The sequence below is a fragment of the Nonomuraea sp. B208 genome (assembly GCF_057536035.1).
This window is the reverse complement of record NZ_BAAJOU010000027.1, coordinates 314,709-332,869: the sequence shown is the minus strand read 5'-3', so window position 1 is coordinate 332,869 and position 18,161 is coordinate 314,709. Positions and strand designations below refer to the sequence as shown.

The following is an 18,161-nucleotide window of genomic DNA, read 5'->3' as shown; positions in this document are numbered from 1 at the left end:
AGATTTCGGTACGGGACTACTGGGATCGCGTACGTATCCCGGACGGCACGGCCGTACGTAATCCCCGCACGAAAGGCATGGTCGGTTGCTGTACGGCAGGGCGGGCGAGCAGGCCGCGATCGAGGACCTCGTGGAGGCCGCGCGTGGCGGCCGCAGCGGCGGCCTCGTCCTGCGCGGCGAGCCCGGCATCGGCAAATCGGCGTTGCTCGACTGGGCCGCCGAGTACTGCACCGGCATCGGGGTGCGCGTCCTGCGGGTCACCGGCATCGAGACGGAGGCGGATCTCGCCTTCGCCGGGCTCGTCCAACTGCTCTGGCCGGTCCAGGAACACCTCGAAGCGCTGCCCAGGACACAGGCGGACGCCCTGCGGGCGGTGCTCGGCTCGGGCGGCGCGGGCGCGCGGGACAGGTTCCTGTCCGGGCTGGCCGTGATGACCCTGCTGGCCCATCTCGCCGACGACGGGCCGCTGCTCTGCCTGGTCGACGACGCGCACTGGCTGGACCACGCCACCGCCGAAGCGCTGCTGTTCGCCGCCCGCCGTCTGACGGAGGAGAAGGTGGCGCTGCTGTTCGCCGCGCGGGAGGAGGGGTTCGCCGCCGCCGGTCTGCCCGAGATCCGCCCGTCGAGGCTGTCGCAGGAGGACGCGGAACGGGTGCTGGCCCACCGGGGCCTGACGCCGGCGGCCCGGGAGCAGGTGATCGCCGAGTCCGAGGGGAACCCGCTGGCGCTGATCGAGTTCTCCTCCGAACGGAGGCGCTACCACGCGGCGGCCGGCCCGATCCCGATCGCCGACCGGGTGCTCGCGTCCTTCCGCTCACGCATCGCCCTGCTGCCCGACAAGACCCGTCTCATGATGTTGATGATCGCCGCCGAGGGCCGTGGCGACCTGCCGATGCTGCTGAGCGCCGCGGACGCGCTCGGAGTCGGACCGGAGGACCTGGAGGAGGCCGAGAAGGCCGGACTGGTCGAGGTGAGTGCCGCGGCCATCGCCTTCCGCCATCCCCTGATCCGCACCGCCGCCTACCAGGGCGCGCCGCTGGCGCGGCGGATCGCCGTGCACCGGGCGCTGGCGGACGCGGCCACCGACGACGACTGCCGGATCCGGCACCGGGCCGCGGCCACGACGTCACCTGACGAGGACCTGGCGGTGGCGTTGACGCGCGCCGCCGAACGGGCTCGCGGCCGGGCCGCCTTCGCCGCCGCCGCCGGGCTGTGGGAACAGGCCGCGACCTACACCCCGCGCCCGCGCGACCGGGCCGTCCGGCTGGGCCATGCGGCGGCGCTGGCGCTGTCGTCCGGCCACGCCGACCACGCCGCCGGCCTCGTCGGCCAGGCCGAGGACCTGCTGGACGATCCCACGTCCCTCGCCACGCTGACCGAGATACGAGCGGCGGTGGAGTTCGAGCGGGGAAAGGGCCGGTCGGCCGCTCGGCTCCTGATGGAACGGTGCCCCTCTGCCGACCCGGTGGGCGCGGTGCCCATGCTGCGCACGGCAGCCGGGTACGCCTGGCTCTGCGGCGAGGCGGAGGTGATCCGGGGAGCGGCCGCACGCCTGCCCGCCATGGGCACACAGGATCCGATGATCCAGGGTCTGGCGCACCTGGTCGACGACGACTACGCGCGCGGCCTGCCCCTGCTGGCACAGTTCGTCGCGCACACCCTGCCCGACGTCACCGGCCAGGCACCGGGCACCCTTCTGGAGGGCGCCACCATCCGGTGGGCCGCCTTCTGCGCGATGGTCATGGCCGACGACGACGCGGCCGCCGCCCTGGCCGGCGCCGAGGTGGCGCGGTTGCGCCGGCAGAGCCTGGTAGGGGCACTGCCGCAGGTGCTGCAGGATCTGGCCGGAGTGCACGTGCAGGCCGGCAGACACCGTGACGCCGAGGCGTGCATTGCGGAGGCCGTTGAGCTGGCCCGCCACATGGGGATGCACCAGCGCGTGCCGCGGCTGCACTCGGTGCTGGCCAGAGCGGCGGCGATCGAGGGCGACGAGCAACGCTGCGTCCGGCTCGCCGGTGACCAGCCGGACTCCGGCGGCATGGTCGGCCTCGCCGCGCTCTGCCTGCTCGACGTGGGGCTCGGACGCTACGAGCGGGTGCTGGAGCGGCTCGAGGCCGCGGCGCGAGGACCGCTGCGCCACCTGACGATGCTGGTCACAGCCGGAGCCGAGCAGGTCGAGGCGGCCGTGCGGCTCGGCGAGCCCGAACGGGCCGAGGAGCCCCTGCGCCGCCTGGAAGCCTGGGCGGGCGCCGGGAGACAGCCATGGGCCGAGGCGGTCAGCGCCCGCTGCCGCGCGCTGCTGAGTGACGACGAGGACGACTATCTGCGGGCCCTGGCGGCGCACCGGCGCGCGGACCGGCCTTTCGAGCAGGCGCGCACCGAGTTGGTGTACGGCGAGTGGCTACGCCGGGCGCGGCGCAACATCGACGCCCGCATCCCGCTGCGGGCGGCGCTGAAGACCTTCGAGCGGTTGCGGGCCGCGCCGTGGCGGGCGCGGGCGGAGGCGGAGCTGAAGGCGACAGGAGAATCCGTCCTGGCAGCCCAGCCGACGGCCGCCGACCCGCTGGAGCGGCTCACGCCCCAGGAACTCCAGGTCGTACGTCTGGCCAGGGACGGGAGCACAAGCCGGGAGATCGCTACACACCTGTTCCTCAGCCCGCGCACGGTAGAGCACCACCTTTACCGGGCCTACCGCAAGCTCGGCATCCGGTCACGCCGGGAGCTGGCCCGCCTCGACCTCACCTGAACCACGCCGACCTTCACGCAGCCGCGCTCTCGGCCTCCGAAGAGAAGCAGCTCAGCGAGCAGGGCCTTTGTTGACGGACGGCCTCTGGCCGCCCGGCGCTCCATCCGGCGACGGTATGCCGATGGCGAGATGTCTCCGGCCGGACTTCAGCCACACCAGCAAGGCCAGCGCATCTCGTCGTCTGTGGGGGTGAACGTCTCGGTCAGCTCCCGGCCGCCATCACCCGCGGGTACGCGATCAACCGACGTCACCCATAACCCGGAAAGATCACCGAGCGGACAAGGCCGCTACCTTAGCGATCAACCGGCCTCTGTCACCACGGCGGCCCGTTTCCGGCGCATTCCGGCCGCACCCCTGCCACGCCTTCCTGTCCGCCGGTGACACACTGGTGGTGCCCGAGCTGGCCCGCTACGGCCGCTCCCTGCACGACCTCATCACCATGGTCGCCGAGCTGCGCCGCCGCGAGATCGGCTTCACTAGCCTCCACGAGAAGCTCGACACCACCACCCCCGGCGGTCGGCTGGTCTTCCACGTCTTCGCCGCCCTGGCCGAGTTCATCCGCGAGCTCATCGTGGCCGGCACCCACGAGGGCCTGGCCGCCGCGCATGCCCGCGGCCACACCGGCGGCTGCCCCACCGTCGTCACCCCCGAACTCCTCAAGGCCGCCCGCGACCTGCTGCCCGACCCCGAACGCTCGCTCACCTCCATCGCCAAGCTGCTCGGCGTCTCGGTCGGCACCCTGTACAACCACATCCCCGACCTGCAAGAGATTCGCGCAGGCCAGCAGCCAGCTCTCATGAAGAGGGATTGACCCTCGAAGAAGGCCGCTCGCTGAGCTGGCCGTACGGGCGTTCACGGCTAACCCGAGGACAGCAGCTGTGATAACAATCCGTGATCATCGCTACCGCCAATTTCTGCACTCAGATTCCTCGAGGGCCGATGTGGCGCTGCCGCAGCAGAGACTGGGTCGCGGTGGAGACACGGGAGTAGACAATCTGCACCGGGCTCTCCTCAGGAAGGGTTGCGGCCCGATCTTCCTGTCGGGAATCCTGTCGTCAATTCGCGTGCGAAACCGGCCATCCGACGTCACGGTTTGTCACTCGATGTTCGGTTTCCGGGAGGGCTTGCGGGGCCCCATCAGAGGGTGCCGTCAAATCTTCTGATCCCGACACCCCGCGAAGGCTCCACAACACGCTCAAGAGCTTTCCGGCGGCTGGCGAGCGATGCTTGCGTGGAACTGTAACGCGCTGGGCGCGGTTGCCCCCGATAGTCATCGCTCGCGGACGGGTGAGGGTGAGTATGTGCCCGCTAGGGGGACGTCCCGTGGCGGGTGCTGGCCGACCCGGAGGGCAACGAGTTCTGCGTCCTGCGCCCGGCCTGACGCCGCAGCCGACGGGACCGGCGCGAAACAAGACGAGACGGACCGTCTTGACGTGACGAAGGAGAGCCGGTACCTTCACAGCATCGACACGAGACGAACCGTCTCGTGTCGCTAAGCACCGACCGATCGGAGATCGCGTATGCGCACCCCGGAAACCGCCGCCCCCCGCACCTGGTTCATCACCGGCGCCGGTCGCGGCCTCGGCCGCGCGTTCGCCCTGGCCGCGCTGGAGCGCGGCGACCGGGTGGCCGCCGCCGCCCGCACCGTTACCCCGGAGGACTTCCCCAGCCAGTACGCCGACCGCCTGCTCGTCCTCCCCCTGGACGTGACCGACCGCGCCGCCGTGTTCACCGCCGTGAACACCGCCGCCGAGCACTTCGGCCGGCTCGACATCGTGGTCAACAACGCCGGCACCATGTCCTCGGGCATGATCGAGGAGTTCACCGAGGCCGAGGCCCGCGCCCAGCTCGACGTCAACTTCTTCGGCGCGATGTGGGTCTGCCAGGCCGTCCTGCCGCACCTGCGCGCCCAGCGCTCCGGCCACATCGTGCAGGTCTCCAGCATCGCCGCGCTCGGCGGCTTCCCCAGCACCGGCATGTACAGCGCGAGCAAGTTCGCGCTGGAGGGCATGAGCGAGTCGCTGGCGATGGAGGCCGCGTCGTTCGGCGTCAAGCTCAGCATCGTCCAGCCCGGCGGCTACTGGACCGACCTCTACACCAGCATGACCATGGCCACGCCGAAGGAGGAGTACGCACCCCTGCGCGCCGAGCTGGAGAAGCAGTGGGCCGAGGGCTCGGTCGACAGCGAGCCGCGCCTGGCCGCCGAGGCGCTGCTGAAGCTGGTCGACAGCGACGACCCGCCGCTGCGGCTGCTGCTCGGCAGCATGGTGTACGACCTGGCCTTCGACCTCTCCCGGCAGCGGATGGCGACCTGGGCCGCCTGGGAGCAGGTCAGCCGCGACGCCGAGCACGCCGTTCCCGCCCCGGGGAGCGGCCGTTGACGCACCCGCCACGCCCCCGGCCGTACCGACACCAGGAGGACGCTCATATGCGCATCGGTCATCCCTCGCCCGGCACCCAGCTCGCCCTGTCCGGCGTCACCGCGCGCTATGACGACGAGGTGGTGCTGAACGATGTCTCGCTGACCGTCAAGCCCGGCGAGAAGGTCGGCGTGATCGGCGACAACGGCTCCGGCAAGTCCACGCTCCTGCGCCTGCTCGCCGGCCGCCGCCGCCCCGACAACGGCTCCGTCACCGTCACGGCGCCCGGCGGCATCGGCTATCTGGCCCAGACGCTGGATCTGCCCATGACCGCCCTGGCCGGCGACGCCATCGACGTGGCGCTGGCGGACCTGCGCGACCTGGAGCATCGCATACGGCGGGCCGAGCTCGGCCTGGACGACGCCACGCCCGCCGAGCTGGCCCACTACGCCGACCTGGTCGCACGGTTCGAGGCCCGCGAGGGATACCAGGCCGACACGCGGGTCGAGATCGCGCTGGCCGCCCTCGGCCTGCCCGGCCTCGACCGTGACCTTCCGCTGAACCTGCTGTCGGGCGGGCAGCGGGCCAGACTCGCGCTGGCCGCGACCTTGGCCGCGGCTCCCGAGGTGCTGTTCCTGGACGAGCCCACCAACGACCTCGACGACCAGGCCATCGCCTGGCTGGAGAACCACCTGCGCGCCCATCGGGGCACCCTGGTCGTCGTCACCCACGACCGGCTCTTCCTGGAGCGGGTCACCTCCACCATCGTGGAGGTGGACCACGATCTGCGCACCGTGCGCCGTCACGGCGACGGCTACCGCGGGTTCCTGGCGGCCAAAGCGGCGGCGAGGGCCCGGTGGGCGCGAGAGCACGAGGAGTGGCGCGCCGAGGTCAGGCGTCAGGAGGAGCTGGCCGACTCCCACGCGAGACGGCTGGCCGCCATCCCGCGCAAGGCGCCGGCCGCCTTCAGCGGCGCGGGCGCCTTCCGCGCCAGGTCGCGGGCGCACGGGGCGATGAGCAGGGTCCGCGGTGCCAGGGAACGGCTGCGCCAGCTCCACCTGCACCGTGTTCCGCCACCTCCGCGGCCCTTGCGGTTCACCGCCCCCCTCGCCACCGCCGGCGTCGGTGACCTCCTCGTGGAGCTGACCGATGTGCGGGTCGGCGAGCGCCTGCACCTCGAGTCGCTGCGCCTGCGACCAGGGGCGCGCCTCCTGGTCACCGGCCCGAACGGAGCCGGCAAGACCACGCTCCTCCGCGTTCTCGCCGGCGAGCTCGCGCCCGACAGCGGCACCGTCCGCAGCGCCTCCCGCGTGGGTCACCTGCGTCAGCACGGCGACCTGGCGTACGAGGGAGGCACGCTCCTGGAGGCGTTCGCGGCGGGCCGCCCCGGACATCCGGCCGAACACGCCGACGCGCTGCTCGCGTTGGGGCTCTTCCACGCCGCCCAGCTCGCCTCGCCGGTCTCCACCCTCTCTCCCGGCCTGCGCCGCCGACTCGAACTCGCCCGCATGGTCAGCCGACCGGCTGACCTGCTGCTCCTGGACGAACCGACCAACCACCTGTCCCCTGACCTGATGGACGACCTGGAGGAGGCCCTGGCCGCTTACGAGGGCGCGCTCGTCATCGTCACCCATGACCGGCGCGTGCGGGCCAGGTTCACCGGCTCCCACCTGGAGCTCAGGGCGGGCAGGGCGGAGCGGCCCGGTCGTCGGCCTCGCCCAGCTGCTGTTCCAGCCGCTCCAGGCCGCCCCTGATGAGCCGCCCGTAGTCGTCGTCGCCGAGCCTGCCGATCTCGGCCCGGGCCTGCCGCAGGTGCTCGCGGGTGCGGTCGAGATCGCCCAGTTTGCGGTAGCACTCGGTGAGGTTGAGGTGCAGCGACGGATACAGGCCGGCACCGAGAGCGCGACCCCGGCCCCCCGACGGCGGCGAGCGCCCGCAGGTGGCCAGGCTGGCCGGCCTCGGCGCCGTCAAAAAGGACGTGGGTCAGGGCCCCGGCGGCCGCTGGGTGGTCATGGCCGACCCCGAAGGCAACGAGTTCTGCGTCCTGCGCAGCCTGGCAGATCTTATGAGGAGTGAATCATGACCAGAAAGACCGACCCGCGAACCGGCGGACTTCGTAGCACCGAGACGTTCGTGGAGGTCTCGGACGGCTATCGGCTCTGGGTTGAGTCGACCGGCGATCCCGGGCGTCCCGCCCTGTTGCTGGTGATGGGAGCCAACGCGAGCGGACTGGGATGGCCCAACGAGCTGGTCGAACTGCTGTCTCGGGACCATTTCGTCATCCGCTACGACCACCGCGACACCGGACGCTCCACCCGCGCCTTCCACGAGCGTCCCTACCCGATCCGGGCGCTGGCCGGGGACGCGGTCGCGATCCTCGACGCGCTGCGGATCGCCCGCGCTCACGTGGTCGGGATGTCGCTGGGCGGCACTCTCGTCCAGCTGCTTCTGCTCGACCACGCGGACCGGCTGGCCAGCGCCACGATCTTCGGCTCCGCGCTGCTCGGCGGAGCGCCCACCAGCCCTGGCATCTCCGACGACGACCTGCCCGGGCCCGACTCCCGGCTGCTCGCTCTGTGGGCCGAGCTCGGCCAGGAGCGCGACCCCGAGGCAGAGCTGCGGTGGCGTGTCGAGCACTGGAGGGTGCTCAACGGCGACGTCCTGCCCTTCGACGACCAGGAGTTCGCCGACCTCGAACGCCGGATCGCCGCCCACAGCGGCACCTGGCACAGCCCCGCCGCCCATGCCCTGGCCGACCAGTCGGGCATGGAGCGCGGGGCCGAACTCGCCGACACCTCTGTGCCCACCTTAGTGATCGACGCGCCGGAGGATCCCATCGTGCCGCCTCCACACGCCACCCGGCTGGCGCGCGCCATCCCCAGCGCCACCCTTGTCACGGTGCCCGGCCTTGGTCACGCGCTGCCCCGCGCGATCGTGCCGCCCCTCGCCGCAGCGATCACGGCGCACACTCGCCGACAATCCTGACCCAGGTGTACTGACCACGGACGTTGGTGACAGCGATTCGCGACTCGCCGTCGAATCGCGTAGGCGCCGATATGTACACGATTAGGTAGAAACCCCGGCCGACCAGCCCCGTTCACCCACCCGCAACGACCACGACCCGTAATTGTTATCTCTCACTTGGCTGCTTCGAGGCTGGGGCTGGCCGGGAACGACGTGGCTGCCGCCGGACAGGTCCGGTACCGTCGCCGCGTACAGCGAGGTCTTCGCCCCTTCCGGCGTCGGGCGGAAGGCCGGACACACCAGCAGGCGCGGGCCGGCCGATCCGCACGAGCCGGCCTCGGCGCAACCGGGCGACACGGTCGGCCCGGTGCCCGGATCCTCGGCCGAGACGACGATCGCGGTGATGCCCGTCGGCGACCAGGACGGCTGATCCCTGCCCGGCGGCGAGGTAATCAGCTCCTGGCTGGAACCTCGCGGCGCTCCACCTGGACGTGCGGTGGAGACCGACGGCGGGAAGGCGACCAACGAGGACAACTGCGCCTTCACCGGAGGATGCGCCCGCTAGTCGCGGCCCGACCGCGCGGTGAAGGACGCCAGGATGGGCCGATGGCCCGCACGCATCGACCGGACGGGCCGGACCGGGCACGGCTCGCGTGCGTGCACGCCCACCTGCGCGCCCACGTACGTGGGCGGCGGGTGGCGCGGCTCAAACCGCCGCCCAGGCTCGGCGTTACCCGCGCCGCCGACTGTGAGCGTGATCCACCAGCTCGGGCGGCCACCCCCGGGTCAGCTCGCCACTGGCCGATGCCGGCCTCGACCAGGCGCCGCGCGACGACACCAGGCACGGCAGGTTCAACGGCACCGCCGAGCGCCGCCGGCGGGCCGAGCAGGCCCACGACGAAGCCAACCGGCAAGCTCGCGCCGCCCTGCGCGTCGAGGAGTAGGCCCGGGCCGTCGCACGCGCCACCGACGCCCGCCTGTACGCACTGGCCGACGTCGAGGTCAAGCGCACGTGGAAGGCCTTCTGCGCCCGCAAACACGGCAGCGCCCCCGCCACCAGGTACAGCGCCGAGTGGCAGGCCGACCGGCCTGGAGAGGGCCGGTTCCTCAACCACGATGTACCGCACTGGTAGCGCGCACCCCGACGCGCCGCGTCGCAAACGTTGCCGATCAGCACGAGGTGCTCTCGGCGGGCAGGGTGCGGTCGGTGAAGTAGCGGTCGATGTGGTCACGGGCGCACGCGTTGAACCCGTACAGCGTGTGCCCCGGCTCGTCGTTGTGAACGGTGGCGCTGCCGGGCACCTGCTTCAAGACGCGGGCCACCGCGTCGGACTCGCGCCAGGCGCCCGCGCCGAGCATCGGGGGAAGGCCCTTGGGCAGCGGGGCGGGCGGGTTGGTGACGGTCACCGGCCAGCCGATGCACGCCAGGGTGCCGGTCAACAGCGTGTTGGCTGCGCCCGCGTTCGGGGCGACCTTGCGGACGCGGGCGAGTGCCTTGTCGAGGTCGGCCCGGTTGGCAGCGCGTGGCCAGTCGGTGCACTCGGTGACGCCGGTCGTCTGGTCGGGGTAGCGGGCGCCGCGGTCCGGCACGAAGCCGGAGGCGTCGCCGCGTACGGCCTTCCCGATGGCCGCGGCCAGTTTGGGGTAGTTGTCCTTTCCGCGCATGGCGAGCCCGAGAGCCAGTGCCTGCAGGTCGCCGCTGGTGTAGGCGATGCCGACGGGCTTGACGGGGATCGGGGAGCGCTCGGCCTTGGCGATCAGGCCACGCCACTGGGCGGGCGTTCCCGGGCACTTGCCCTCTCCGGCACACCAGTCGAAGAAGCGGGCGAAGACCTTCTCGTTGAGCTTGGCCGTTTCGATCATCTCGGCGGTCCAGTCGTCGCCGACGTGGCTGATCGTGCCGTCGATCACCATCGTGCGCACCTTGCTGGGGAACAGCCGAGCGTAGTCCTGGGCGTAGATGCCCGCGTATGAGGCGCCGTAGAAGTTGAGCTGGGACTCGCCGAGCGCCTTTCTGATGGCCTCCATGTCCCTGGCGTGGTCGGCCGAGCTCATGTTCGCGAACAGCTCGGGGTCCTTGTTGCGGCAGGTTTCGGCGTGCCCGCGGTTGGTGTCGGACAGGCGGCCGAAGTCGGCGTCGTCCGCGGGGAACTCGGGCAAGGGGACGCGGGTCCAGACGCAGGGCAGCCCGGTGCTGAGGCCGCCGAACTGTTCGCCGTAGCCGCGGGTGTCCCAGGTGACGATGTCCATCCGTTTGCGCAGGTTGGCCCACCAGTGGGCGTATTCCTGCGTCATGGCGATGCCGGGGGCGCCGGGACCCCCGTACGCGATCAGGACCGAGCCCTTGGAGACGCCGGTGGCCTTCAGCCGGCCCAGCTTGAGGGTGATCTTGCGGCCGTCGGGTTTCTGCCAGTCGACAGGGACCTGGAGGTCGGCGCAGGCCATGCCGACCTTGTCGCCGGGGCAGGCGGCCCAGTCAAAGGCGGGGGTCTGCTGGGTCTGGAAGCCGGAGCCGAGGAGCGTCAGGGAGAGAACGAGTGGCGTGAACATGGCCACGACGATCTCGCAGAGCAGGGCTGGGCCACATCGGAGCTGGGTCTGATCTTGCAAGGGGGGAAATCAGTTTTCCGCGACCTTCCGCACCTCCGGCACCTGCCGGGCCAGAAGCGGATGAGCCCTCACGCAGCACGGATGTCCAGGGCTTCTTTTGACTGGTCGCGAGCAGGGTGGCTGGCGGTCTGCAGCCCTCGCGCGAGGGTCTCCATGACCGTGCGCGGGAAGGGCACGTTCTCCGCCCGGGAGGCCTATGCCGGCTAGTTGGCGATCTTGCTGGTGACTTCGCCCGGTGATCTTGCCCGGTGCAAACAGGTGGTTCGGGGCAGCTGACGGGTCTGATCGCGGTCGGCGCGCTCCCATCGCTGATCCCTCGCCAGGTTTGAACGCCGCCATCGCCAGGCACGGATGCCGGGAGCGTCGCGTCGGTAAGTTGCCCCGGGAGATCTGGACTGAACATCGCACCGATGGCAGGGCCGTCATCGGGCGCGGCACCAGAGGTGCCGCGCCCAGACGGTCAGCCGGCGGCCACGGCGGTCAGTTCATCCAGGACCAGGGTGCCGGTGTAGCGGGCGTCAGGGTTGATCTCGTTGAAGAAGATGCGGCGCAGGCTCACCGGGTACGCCATGGTGTCCGGCAGGTCGTACGTGATCTGCTGCCACCCGGGTTCGGTGATGAAGGCGGGTTCGATCGTGTGCAGAGTGCCGTTGCGGTCGACAACCTCCAGGCGGGTCCGCTGGTCGTGGCCTTCGGACTTCACCCACAGCTTGAACGCCGTCGGCTGGCCGGCCACCGGGAGGAGGTTGGCGGACGGCCAGATGCCGACGCCGCGCGTCTCGGTGCTCTGGGTGAAGTCGTAGTCCAGCTTCAGCCCGTTCCCGACATGACCGTCAGGAGTGGAGGAGGCGGTGCCGGTGGCGCGCAGGCTCCAGAAGTTCCAGTTCGAGGTGTCGTCGAAGGCGTCCACGACGTCCTGGGACGTCCCGATGCCGACGACCAGCTCCGTCCGCACGCCGCCGGCGGACACCGTGACGACGTGCTCGCCCTCGGCGGCCAGCGCGGTGACGGTGAACGCGCCGGTACCGGTCGCGGTCACGTCCAGCGCCGCCTTGTCGTAGGTGAGGTGGACGTCGGCGGGGTCGATGGGGGCCTCGTACCCGGCGGAGTCGGAGCCGTTGACCTCGAAGGTTCCCTGGGCGTCCTTCTTCAGCAGGTTGATGCGGCGGGTGTCGGTCTCCAGGCGGGCCAGCCGGCCCAGCACGGTGAGGTCGATGTCTCCGGCGGCCTTGCCGTGCTGGGCCGTCACGGTCGTCTCACCGGACGACAGCGCGCGGAAGACGCCGTCGCGGTCAACCCGGGCGATCCGGCTGTTCTCGACCCGCCACTGCGGCTTGATGCGCGGCGGCACGCCGGCGGGACCGTAGGTCTCGTCGTACGCGGCCGCCGTCAGCCGGCGGGTCAGTCCGGGGAAGACCCGCTCGGTACGCCACGACGCGGCGGCCTCGGGCCCGGGGAACCGGTCGCGTTCCGTCGCCGTGCTCACCCAGAAGCCCTTGGCCTTGCCGCTGCCCTTGGGCAGGAACATGGCCAGCCCGGTCGGCACGGGACGGGTGCCCGCCGCGTCGGACGGCCGGTTGACGAGGTCGGCCTGCTTCTGACCGGGTTCGCGCACGACGAGCGTCGTCGAGCCGCCGCCGTCGAGGTTGAGCGCGCTGTGGGCGCCCAGGTCGGCCATCATCTTGGCCAGCTCGTTCAGCCCGATGCCGCGGGAGAACTCGGGCTGCCGGCCGTCCACTGCGACCAGCCACATCTTGGTCCCGTCGGCGGAGAATCCGACGGCGGTCCTGGGCTCCGGCGTGTTGTTCTCGGGCGGAAGCTCGAGCGGCCTGCCGTCCGCGACGATGAGCTGACGCCCGCTCACGGCCGCCTTGACCTTCATGTCGCCCGGAGCCCGTACGGCATAGTCCACGGAGACCGGGTCGCCGACCCGCAGCGAGGACAGCGCGTCGACGCCGGCCTCGCGTCCCACCAGCACGAACGCGCCTTCGGCGATCGCGCCCTCGCGGGGAACGTCCACCACCTCGGCCACGACGCCGTCGCGCACGACCACCTCGATGGTCCGCGCGACGCCCCTGACCGGATGGCAGCGGCAGTACGTTCCCCAGACCGGGGTGAACATCCCGATCTGGTCTTTGAGCAACTCGGCCTTGTTGAGCGCGTCCAGCGGGACGGTCCTGCCGGGCAGCTTGACGGTGCCCTCGAAGACGATCTCGCCGATGGCGCCGACCTGGTCCTCGGAGAACATCACCGCGGTCCGGTTCGTCTGGGTGGCCTTCGTGTTGGGCAGCGGCGACTGCAGCAGCTCGCCGTCCTGGACGGCCACGCCCCAAGGCGCGCCGGAGGCGGCGATGTCGAAGTAGTCGGCGTTCGTCGCCGCGACGGCGCCCGCTTCGCGCGCCATGTCGAGCAGCGGCCGCCGCGCGGCGACCTGGCCGGGGAACAGCCGCCCGATCTGCACGCCGGCCTTGAGGTCGACGGACATCTGGTACGTCTGCAGCCAGCCGGGCTCCCCGGTGGCGCCGTCGGGCCCGTACAGCTCGACCGTGCTCAGCTCGACGCCAGGAGCGACCGGCTGGATCTCGCGGTAGGTCTCGGTGCGACCGTCGAGGACGGGCGCGGCGAGGACGGGCGCGGCGAGGACGGGCGCGGCGGCGGGCGCCGGCGTCCCCGCGTACGCCGGCCCCGTCAGGGCCAGGGCGAGAGCCGCCGATAACAAGGCAGAGGGGACTTTCCATCGCATCAAACCGTGACGGGACATGACCATCCTCCTCAAACAGCGATACCGGTCGCGCGCCGGAGCATATACGCGGTCACCGGCGCGAACTCGGCGGGTGTGAAGTTGTCCTCGATCGGCAGGACGTGCTCGTGCCGTCCCCTGGCGCGCGCCAGGAACAGGGCGATGTCGTTGGCGTCGGCGATCGACAGCGTGTGCAGGCCGGCCGCGATCGCCGCGCCCGCCATGCCGTGGTCGGCGATGACCAGATCGATCGGCACGCCGCCGGTGGTCGCCGCGGCGATCATGGCCTCCATGTGGTCGGGCCGGTGGGTGTGCAGGATCGCCTCGTCGTGGAAGGCGCACGCGACCCCGCCGAAGAACCGGATCCCCGTCTCGCCGGCGGCGTGGGCCCCGACGGCGCGGTCGAGCCGGTGGTCGTCGAGGACGCGGACGATCTGGTTGCCCGCGTTCCGCAGCGCGCGCGCCAGGTCGGCGTAGTGGTCGAGCAGCCCGGTCGGGTGCCCGGTCGCCAGCAGCACCGTGCCGCCGCCGTCTCGCAGGAAGGGGGCGAGGGCGTCGGCGTGCGCCCTGATGCCGGCCAGCGTGTGCCCGGGCGCGATGTACCCGAACTCGGGGTCGCCGTCCGTGATGCGGTCGCCGATGCCGGCCTCGACGGCGGTCACGACCTCGTCGATGGACGCGGCACGCCACTCCTCCAGGCCGAAGGTGTGGTCAGGGTCTCCTTTGAGCATCTTGTGCGCGTACGCCAGTGACTGCCGGCGGACGGTCCTGATGCCGCCGGACAAGCTTCGCTCGACGAGCAGGTCGTGCAGGTCCGCCTCTTCGTGTGCGATGCCCATGCCGTCAGCTCGCCGCGGCCGCGACGACGGGCCGGGCGGCGGCTTGCGGTGGGCGCCACGCGCCCTCGACGCTGGGGAACGCCCGCGCCGCGCCCTTGCCGATGCTCAGGCGGACGTTCGCTCCTGGCGACCAGCCGCTCTGGGCCGAGTGCACGATCATCACCGAGCCGGCGGCCTCGACGTAGGTGCGGACGACCGGGCCGAGGAACTGCACGTCGCGGACGACGCCGCGCAGCTCTCCCTCACCGGGGGCGTCCTCCTCGCTGAGCGACACGTCCTCAGGGCGTATGGACAGATCGACGGGCGAGCCGGGAGCGACGGAGGTCGACGTGCTCGCGGGCGTCGCGGAGAGCACCGCTCCGGCGACGTTCACCTTCCACGACTCGTCCGACCCGCCGGCGTACTCCCCCGCCAGCCAGTTCGTTATGCCGACGAAGTCGGCGACGTACCCGTTGGACGGGGCCAGGTAGATCTCGTGCCCGCTGCCGAGCTGTTCGAGCGAGCCGTCCTTCATGACGGCGATGCGGTCGCCCAGGGCCAGCGCCTCCTCCTGGTCGTGGGTGACGTAGACGATCGTCGTCCCGGTGTCGCGCTGGATCTCGCGGAGCTGGGTGCGCAACTGGATGCGGGTCTTCGCGTCGAGGTTGGACAGCGGCTCGTCCATGAGCAGCACCGACGGCCGGATCGCCAGCGACCGGGCGACGGCGACGCGCTGCTGCTGCCCGCCCGAGAGCTCGTTCGGCCGCCGGCCGCCGAGTCCCGTGAGGCCGACCAGGTCGAGCGCCTCCGCGGTACGGCGGGCCCGCTCGTCCTTGGCCAGTTTCTGCGCCTTCAGCCCGAACTCGATGTTCTCCGCGACGGTGAGATGCGGGAAGATCGCGTAGTCCTGGAACACCATGGACGTCGGCCGCGCGTCGGGCCCGTAGCCGGACACGTCCACGCCGTCGATGAGCACGCTCCCGCTGTCCGGCTGGATGAACCCGGCGATCATCCGCAACGTGGTGCTCTTGCCGCACCCGCTGGAGCCGAGGAGGCAGAGGAACTCGCCGCGGCCGACGACGAGGTCGAGGTCGCGAACGGCCGGCACCTCGTCGAACGACTTGCACAACGACTTCAGTTCGATCATGGAATCTCCATCAGCAGGTGTCACAGGTCGTAGAGCCGCAGCCGGGAGCCGAGGGCGAGCTTCGCGACGGCGAGCCCGGCGAAGCTGACCACCATCAGGCCGGCCGCGACGCCGGTCGCGGCGCCCCACTGGCCGAACTCGGCGAGGTTGACGATGGTGGGCGCGCCCAGGCCGATGCCCGGCGAGGTCAGGAAGATCACGGCGCTCAGCGTGTTGATCGCGTGGAGGAACCCGAACACGAGCGACGTGGTGAACGCGCCGCCCAGCAGCGGGAACATGATCTGGACGATGACCCGGGCGCGCGAGGCGCCAAGGTCGGTGGCGGCCTCGTCGATCGACGGGCTGATCTGGTTGATGGTGGTGACCGCGGTGCGATAGCCGACCGGGATGGCCCGCACGACCATGACCAGCACCAGGATCAGCGCGGTGCCGGTCAACGCGATCGGCGGCTCGTTGAACGTGAGCAGCCACGAGATGCCGATCATCGTCCCGGGGATGGCCGACGGCAGCACCGCGAGCCCGTCCATCACGCCGCGGCCGAAGACCCGGGTGCGGTGCACGACGTACGCGGCGACCAGCGTGCTGATCGTCGTGATGACCGCCGCCGTGGCGGAGAACAGCGCGGAGTTGCGGATGTCGTCACCGCGCAGGAGTGCCGTCTGCCAGTGGTCCAGCGTGAGGCTCCAGTCCGCGCCCCACGCCCGGGTGAACGAGCCGAACAGGATGCTTCCGTAGATGAGGATCATGAGGACGCTGACCAGGCCGAGGACGGTGAGGAGGCCGCGCCGCACCGCCACGGGCAGCGGCGCGGGCGGCAGGCTCCCCGTCTTGCCCGACACGGTGACGGCGGAGCGCCGCGCGAGCACGCGGCGCTGGATGAGGAAGAGGATCAGCGTCGGTACGAACAACAGCACGCACAGCACCGCCGCCATCCCGAAGTCCTGCCGGCCCACCGCCTGCACGTACGCCTCGACCGAGAGCACCTGGTAGCCGGCGCCGATGAGGACGGGGTTGCCGAAGTCGGTGATGACGAACATGCCGACGAGCAGCAGCGCGTTCAGGATCGTGGGGAACGCCAGCGGCAGCGTGACCCGGCGGAAGGTCTGGAACCACGTCCAGCCGAGGTCCCGGCTGGCCCACTCCAGGGTGGAGCCGATGTTCTTCAGCGTCGGCAGCAGGGTCAGCGTGGCCATGGGGAAGAAGGCGAGCGTCTGGACGAGCCAGAGCCCGCCGAGGCCGAGGAGGCTGATGTCCAGGCCGAGCAGCTCGTGCGTGATCAGGCCGCGCCGCCCGAACAGCAGCAGCACCGCCAGGCCGACGACGAACGGCGGCGAGATCAGCGGGAGCAGGGCCATCACCCGCAGCACGGCCCGGCCCCTGATGTCGGGCCGGCTGAGGGCGTAGGCGAACAGGAAGCCGACCACGGTGGCGCTCAGCGTCGAGGCCACGCCGATGACGGCGGTGTTCTTCGCGGCCGTCGCCACGCGCGGCTCGGCGAGCCTGCTCCACGCCTCGCCGTCTGGCTCGAACAGCATGGCGACCGTCGGCACGAGGACGAGGAGGAGGAGCAGGCCGGCGACGTAGGCGACGAGCGTGCCCACCGTGATCCGGTCGGCCAGCAGGCGTCTGCGGCTGCGCCGCTGCCAGTCCGGCCGGGTCGCGGGGGCCCGCTCCGTCCGCTCTTCTGGTGCGATGGTCTGTTGGGTCGTCGAGGGCACGGGCATCAGACCCCGTACCGCTTGGCGAACTCCTTGGACACCGCGTCGCGCATCTCGCCCGCGCGCACCGGGTCGTAGTCCACCAGGTCGAGCTCGGCGAGACCCTGCGCGCCGTCGGGCAGGTCCACGTCGCTGCGCACGGGGTAGGAGTGGACGAGGTCGACGATCATCTGGGACGCCTTCCTGCCCTGGAGCCACTGGACGAACTTCTCGCCGCCCTGGGGGTTCGGCGCCCCCTGGACGAGCGCGTTGCCGGAGATGACGACGCCGGTGGGCTTGGGGTAGACGAGCTCGATGGGGAACCCGGCCCCGCGCACGTTGAGCAGGTCGTGGGCGAAGGAGACGCCGGCGGCGTACTCGCCGGTGGCGACCAGCTGCGACGGCGCTCCCCCGCTGTCGGTGTACTGGCCGATCAGCTTGTGGAACTCGTCGAGGAACTTCCACGCGCCCGCCTCGTCGCCGTGGCGGAAGATCTGCGTGGCCACGAACGTGTACCCGGTGCCGGACAGCGTCGGGTTCGGCATGACGAGCTGGCCCTTCAGGTCGGGGCGCAGCAGCTCGTCCCACGTCGTCGGGAGCGGGGCGCCGCCGGTCTCCTCCTTCCACCGGTCGGCGTTGACGCCGACGGTCATCAGGATGAGCTCGTTGGCGTGCCAGTAGCCCTCGGGGTCGACGAACCGCTTGTCGATGCCCTCGGCCGTGGGCTTGAACGACCGGATCAGCTTCTCCTTGGCGAGCGGCCCGGCGTCACCGCTGGCCAGGCCGATCACGTCGGCCGCGGGGCGGCCGGCCTCGGCCTTGAGCCGCGCCAGGAGCTCGCCGGCGCTCTGCCGCAGCACCTCGACCTCGATGCCCGACTCGGCCTTGAACGCCTCGGCCAGCCGCCGGGCGGGTTCCTCGGGCATCGGCGTGTACCAGGTCACCGTGCCGCCGGACGCGGATGCGGCGTCGTCGCCGCCGGATCCGCAGGCCGACCCGAGCATGAGGAGTGCGAGAGAGAGCGCGCCTGCGGCGACTCGTAACAGGGACTTGTGCATGAGTGACCGCCTTCGGATCGA

At 71.4% G+C, this 18,161-nt stretch carries 14 protein-coding genes and 1 pseudogene; 8 read left to right on the top strand and 7 right to left on the bottom strand.

Features of this window, described 5'->3' with window-relative positions:
- Window positions 1–85 precede the first annotated feature (85 nt).
- From AC27IY_RS33095 to abc-f, 5 genes and pseudogenes are all read left to right on the top strand, one after another.
- On the top strand, window positions 86–2,746 hold the full coding sequence (locus AC27IY_RS33095; protein ID WP_487180331.1) for an ATP-binding protein: 2,661 nt from the start codon (window positions 86–88) through the stop codon (window positions 2,744–2,746).
- A 253-nt stretch (window positions 2,747–2,999) separates the two neighbouring features.
- Entirely contained in the window at window positions 3,000–3,557 is a 558-nt protein-coding gene (locus AC27IY_RS33090) for a recombinase family protein (protein ID WP_487180783.1), read from the top strand.
- A 510-nt stretch (window positions 3,558–4,067) separates the two neighbouring features.
- Window positions 4,068–4,127, top strand: a pseudogene (locus AC27IY_RS33085) (hypothetical protein); the annotation flags it as partial.
- Window positions 4,128–4,266: 139 nt separating this feature from the next.
- Window positions 4,267–5,127: an SDR family oxidoreductase gene (locus AC27IY_RS33080; protein WP_487180330.1), complete on the top strand. Its 861-nt coding sequence runs from the start codon at window positions 4,267–4,269 to the stop codon at window positions 5,125–5,127.
- Between the two features lie 47 nt (window positions 5,128–5,174).
- Entirely contained in the window at window positions 5,175–6,860 is a 1,686-nt protein-coding gene (abc-f, locus tag AC27IY_RS33075; protein ID WP_487180329.1) for a ribosomal protection-like ABC-F family protein, read from the top strand.
- Here abc-f and AC27IY_RS33070 read toward each other — a convergent pair.
- Window positions 6,784–7,077, bottom strand: coding sequence for a hypothetical protein (locus AC27IY_RS33070; protein ID WP_487180328.1), 294 nt, complete (start codon window positions 7,075–7,077; stop codon window positions 6,784–6,786). The genes abc-f and AC27IY_RS33070 overlap by 77 nt on opposite strands.
- On the opposite strand from AC27IY_RS33070, the gene AC27IY_RS33065 reads away from it, so the two are divergent.
- The 3 genes from AC27IY_RS33065 (at window position 7,046) to AC27IY_RS33055 (ending at window position 8,500) form a co-directional block, all read left to right on the top strand.
- Window positions 7,046–7,189: a VOC family protein gene (locus tag AC27IY_RS33065; protein WP_487180327.1), complete on the top strand. Its 144-nt coding sequence runs from the start codon at window positions 7,046–7,048 to the stop codon at window positions 7,187–7,189. The two genes, AC27IY_RS33070 and AC27IY_RS33065, sit on opposite strands and share 32 nt — an antisense overlap.
- Window positions 7,186–8,091: an alpha/beta fold hydrolase gene (locus tag AC27IY_RS33060; RefSeq protein ID WP_487180326.1), complete on the top strand. Its 906-nt coding sequence runs from the start codon at window positions 7,186–7,188 to the stop codon at window positions 8,089–8,091. The genes AC27IY_RS33065 and AC27IY_RS33060 overlap by 4 nt, the downstream gene beginning before the upstream one ends.
- Window positions 8,092–8,233: 142 nt before the next feature.
- Complete coding sequence (locus AC27IY_RS33055; RefSeq protein ID WP_487180325.1) at window positions 8,234–8,500, top strand: hypothetical protein; 267 nt, start codon at window positions 8,234–8,236, stop codon at window positions 8,498–8,500.
- 740 nt (window positions 8,501–9,240) lie between these two features.
- Here AC27IY_RS33055 and AC27IY_RS33050 read toward each other — a convergent pair.
- From AC27IY_RS33050 to AC27IY_RS33025, 6 genes are all read right to left on the bottom strand, one after another.
- Window positions 9,241–10,620, bottom strand: coding sequence for an alpha/beta fold hydrolase (locus AC27IY_RS33050; RefSeq protein WP_487180324.1), 1,380 nt, complete (start codon window positions 10,618–10,620; stop codon window positions 9,241–9,243).
- A gap of 520 nt (window positions 10,621–11,140) precedes the next feature.
- A complete protein-coding gene (locus AC27IY_RS33045; protein WP_487180323.1) occupies window positions 11,141–13,399 on the bottom strand; it encodes a phosphodiester glycosidase family protein in 2,259 nt (752 codons plus the stop codon).
- Between the two features lie 53 nt (window positions 13,400–13,452).
- Window positions 13,453–14,259, bottom strand: coding sequence for a phosphatase (locus AC27IY_RS33040; protein ID WP_423450305.1), 807 nt, complete (start codon window positions 14,257–14,259; stop codon window positions 13,453–13,455).
- A 4-nt stretch (window positions 14,260–14,263) separates the two neighbouring features.
- A complete protein-coding gene (locus AC27IY_RS33035) occupies window positions 14,264–15,385 on the bottom strand; it encodes an ABC transporter ATP-binding protein (protein WP_487180322.1) in 1,122 nt (373 codons plus the stop codon).
- A gap of 20 nt (window positions 15,386–15,405) precedes the next feature.
- A complete protein-coding gene (locus AC27IY_RS33030; RefSeq protein WP_487180321.1) occupies window positions 15,406–17,103 on the bottom strand; it encodes an ABC transporter permease in 1,698 nt (565 codons plus the stop codon).
- A 5-nt stretch (window positions 17,104–17,108) separates the two neighbouring features.
- Window positions 17,109–18,140, bottom strand: a complete 1,032-nt coding sequence (locus AC27IY_RS33025; protein ID WP_423475619.1) for an ABC transporter substrate-binding protein — start codon at window positions 18,138–18,140, stop codon at window positions 17,109–17,111.
- Window positions 18,141–18,161: the final 21 nt, after the last annotated feature.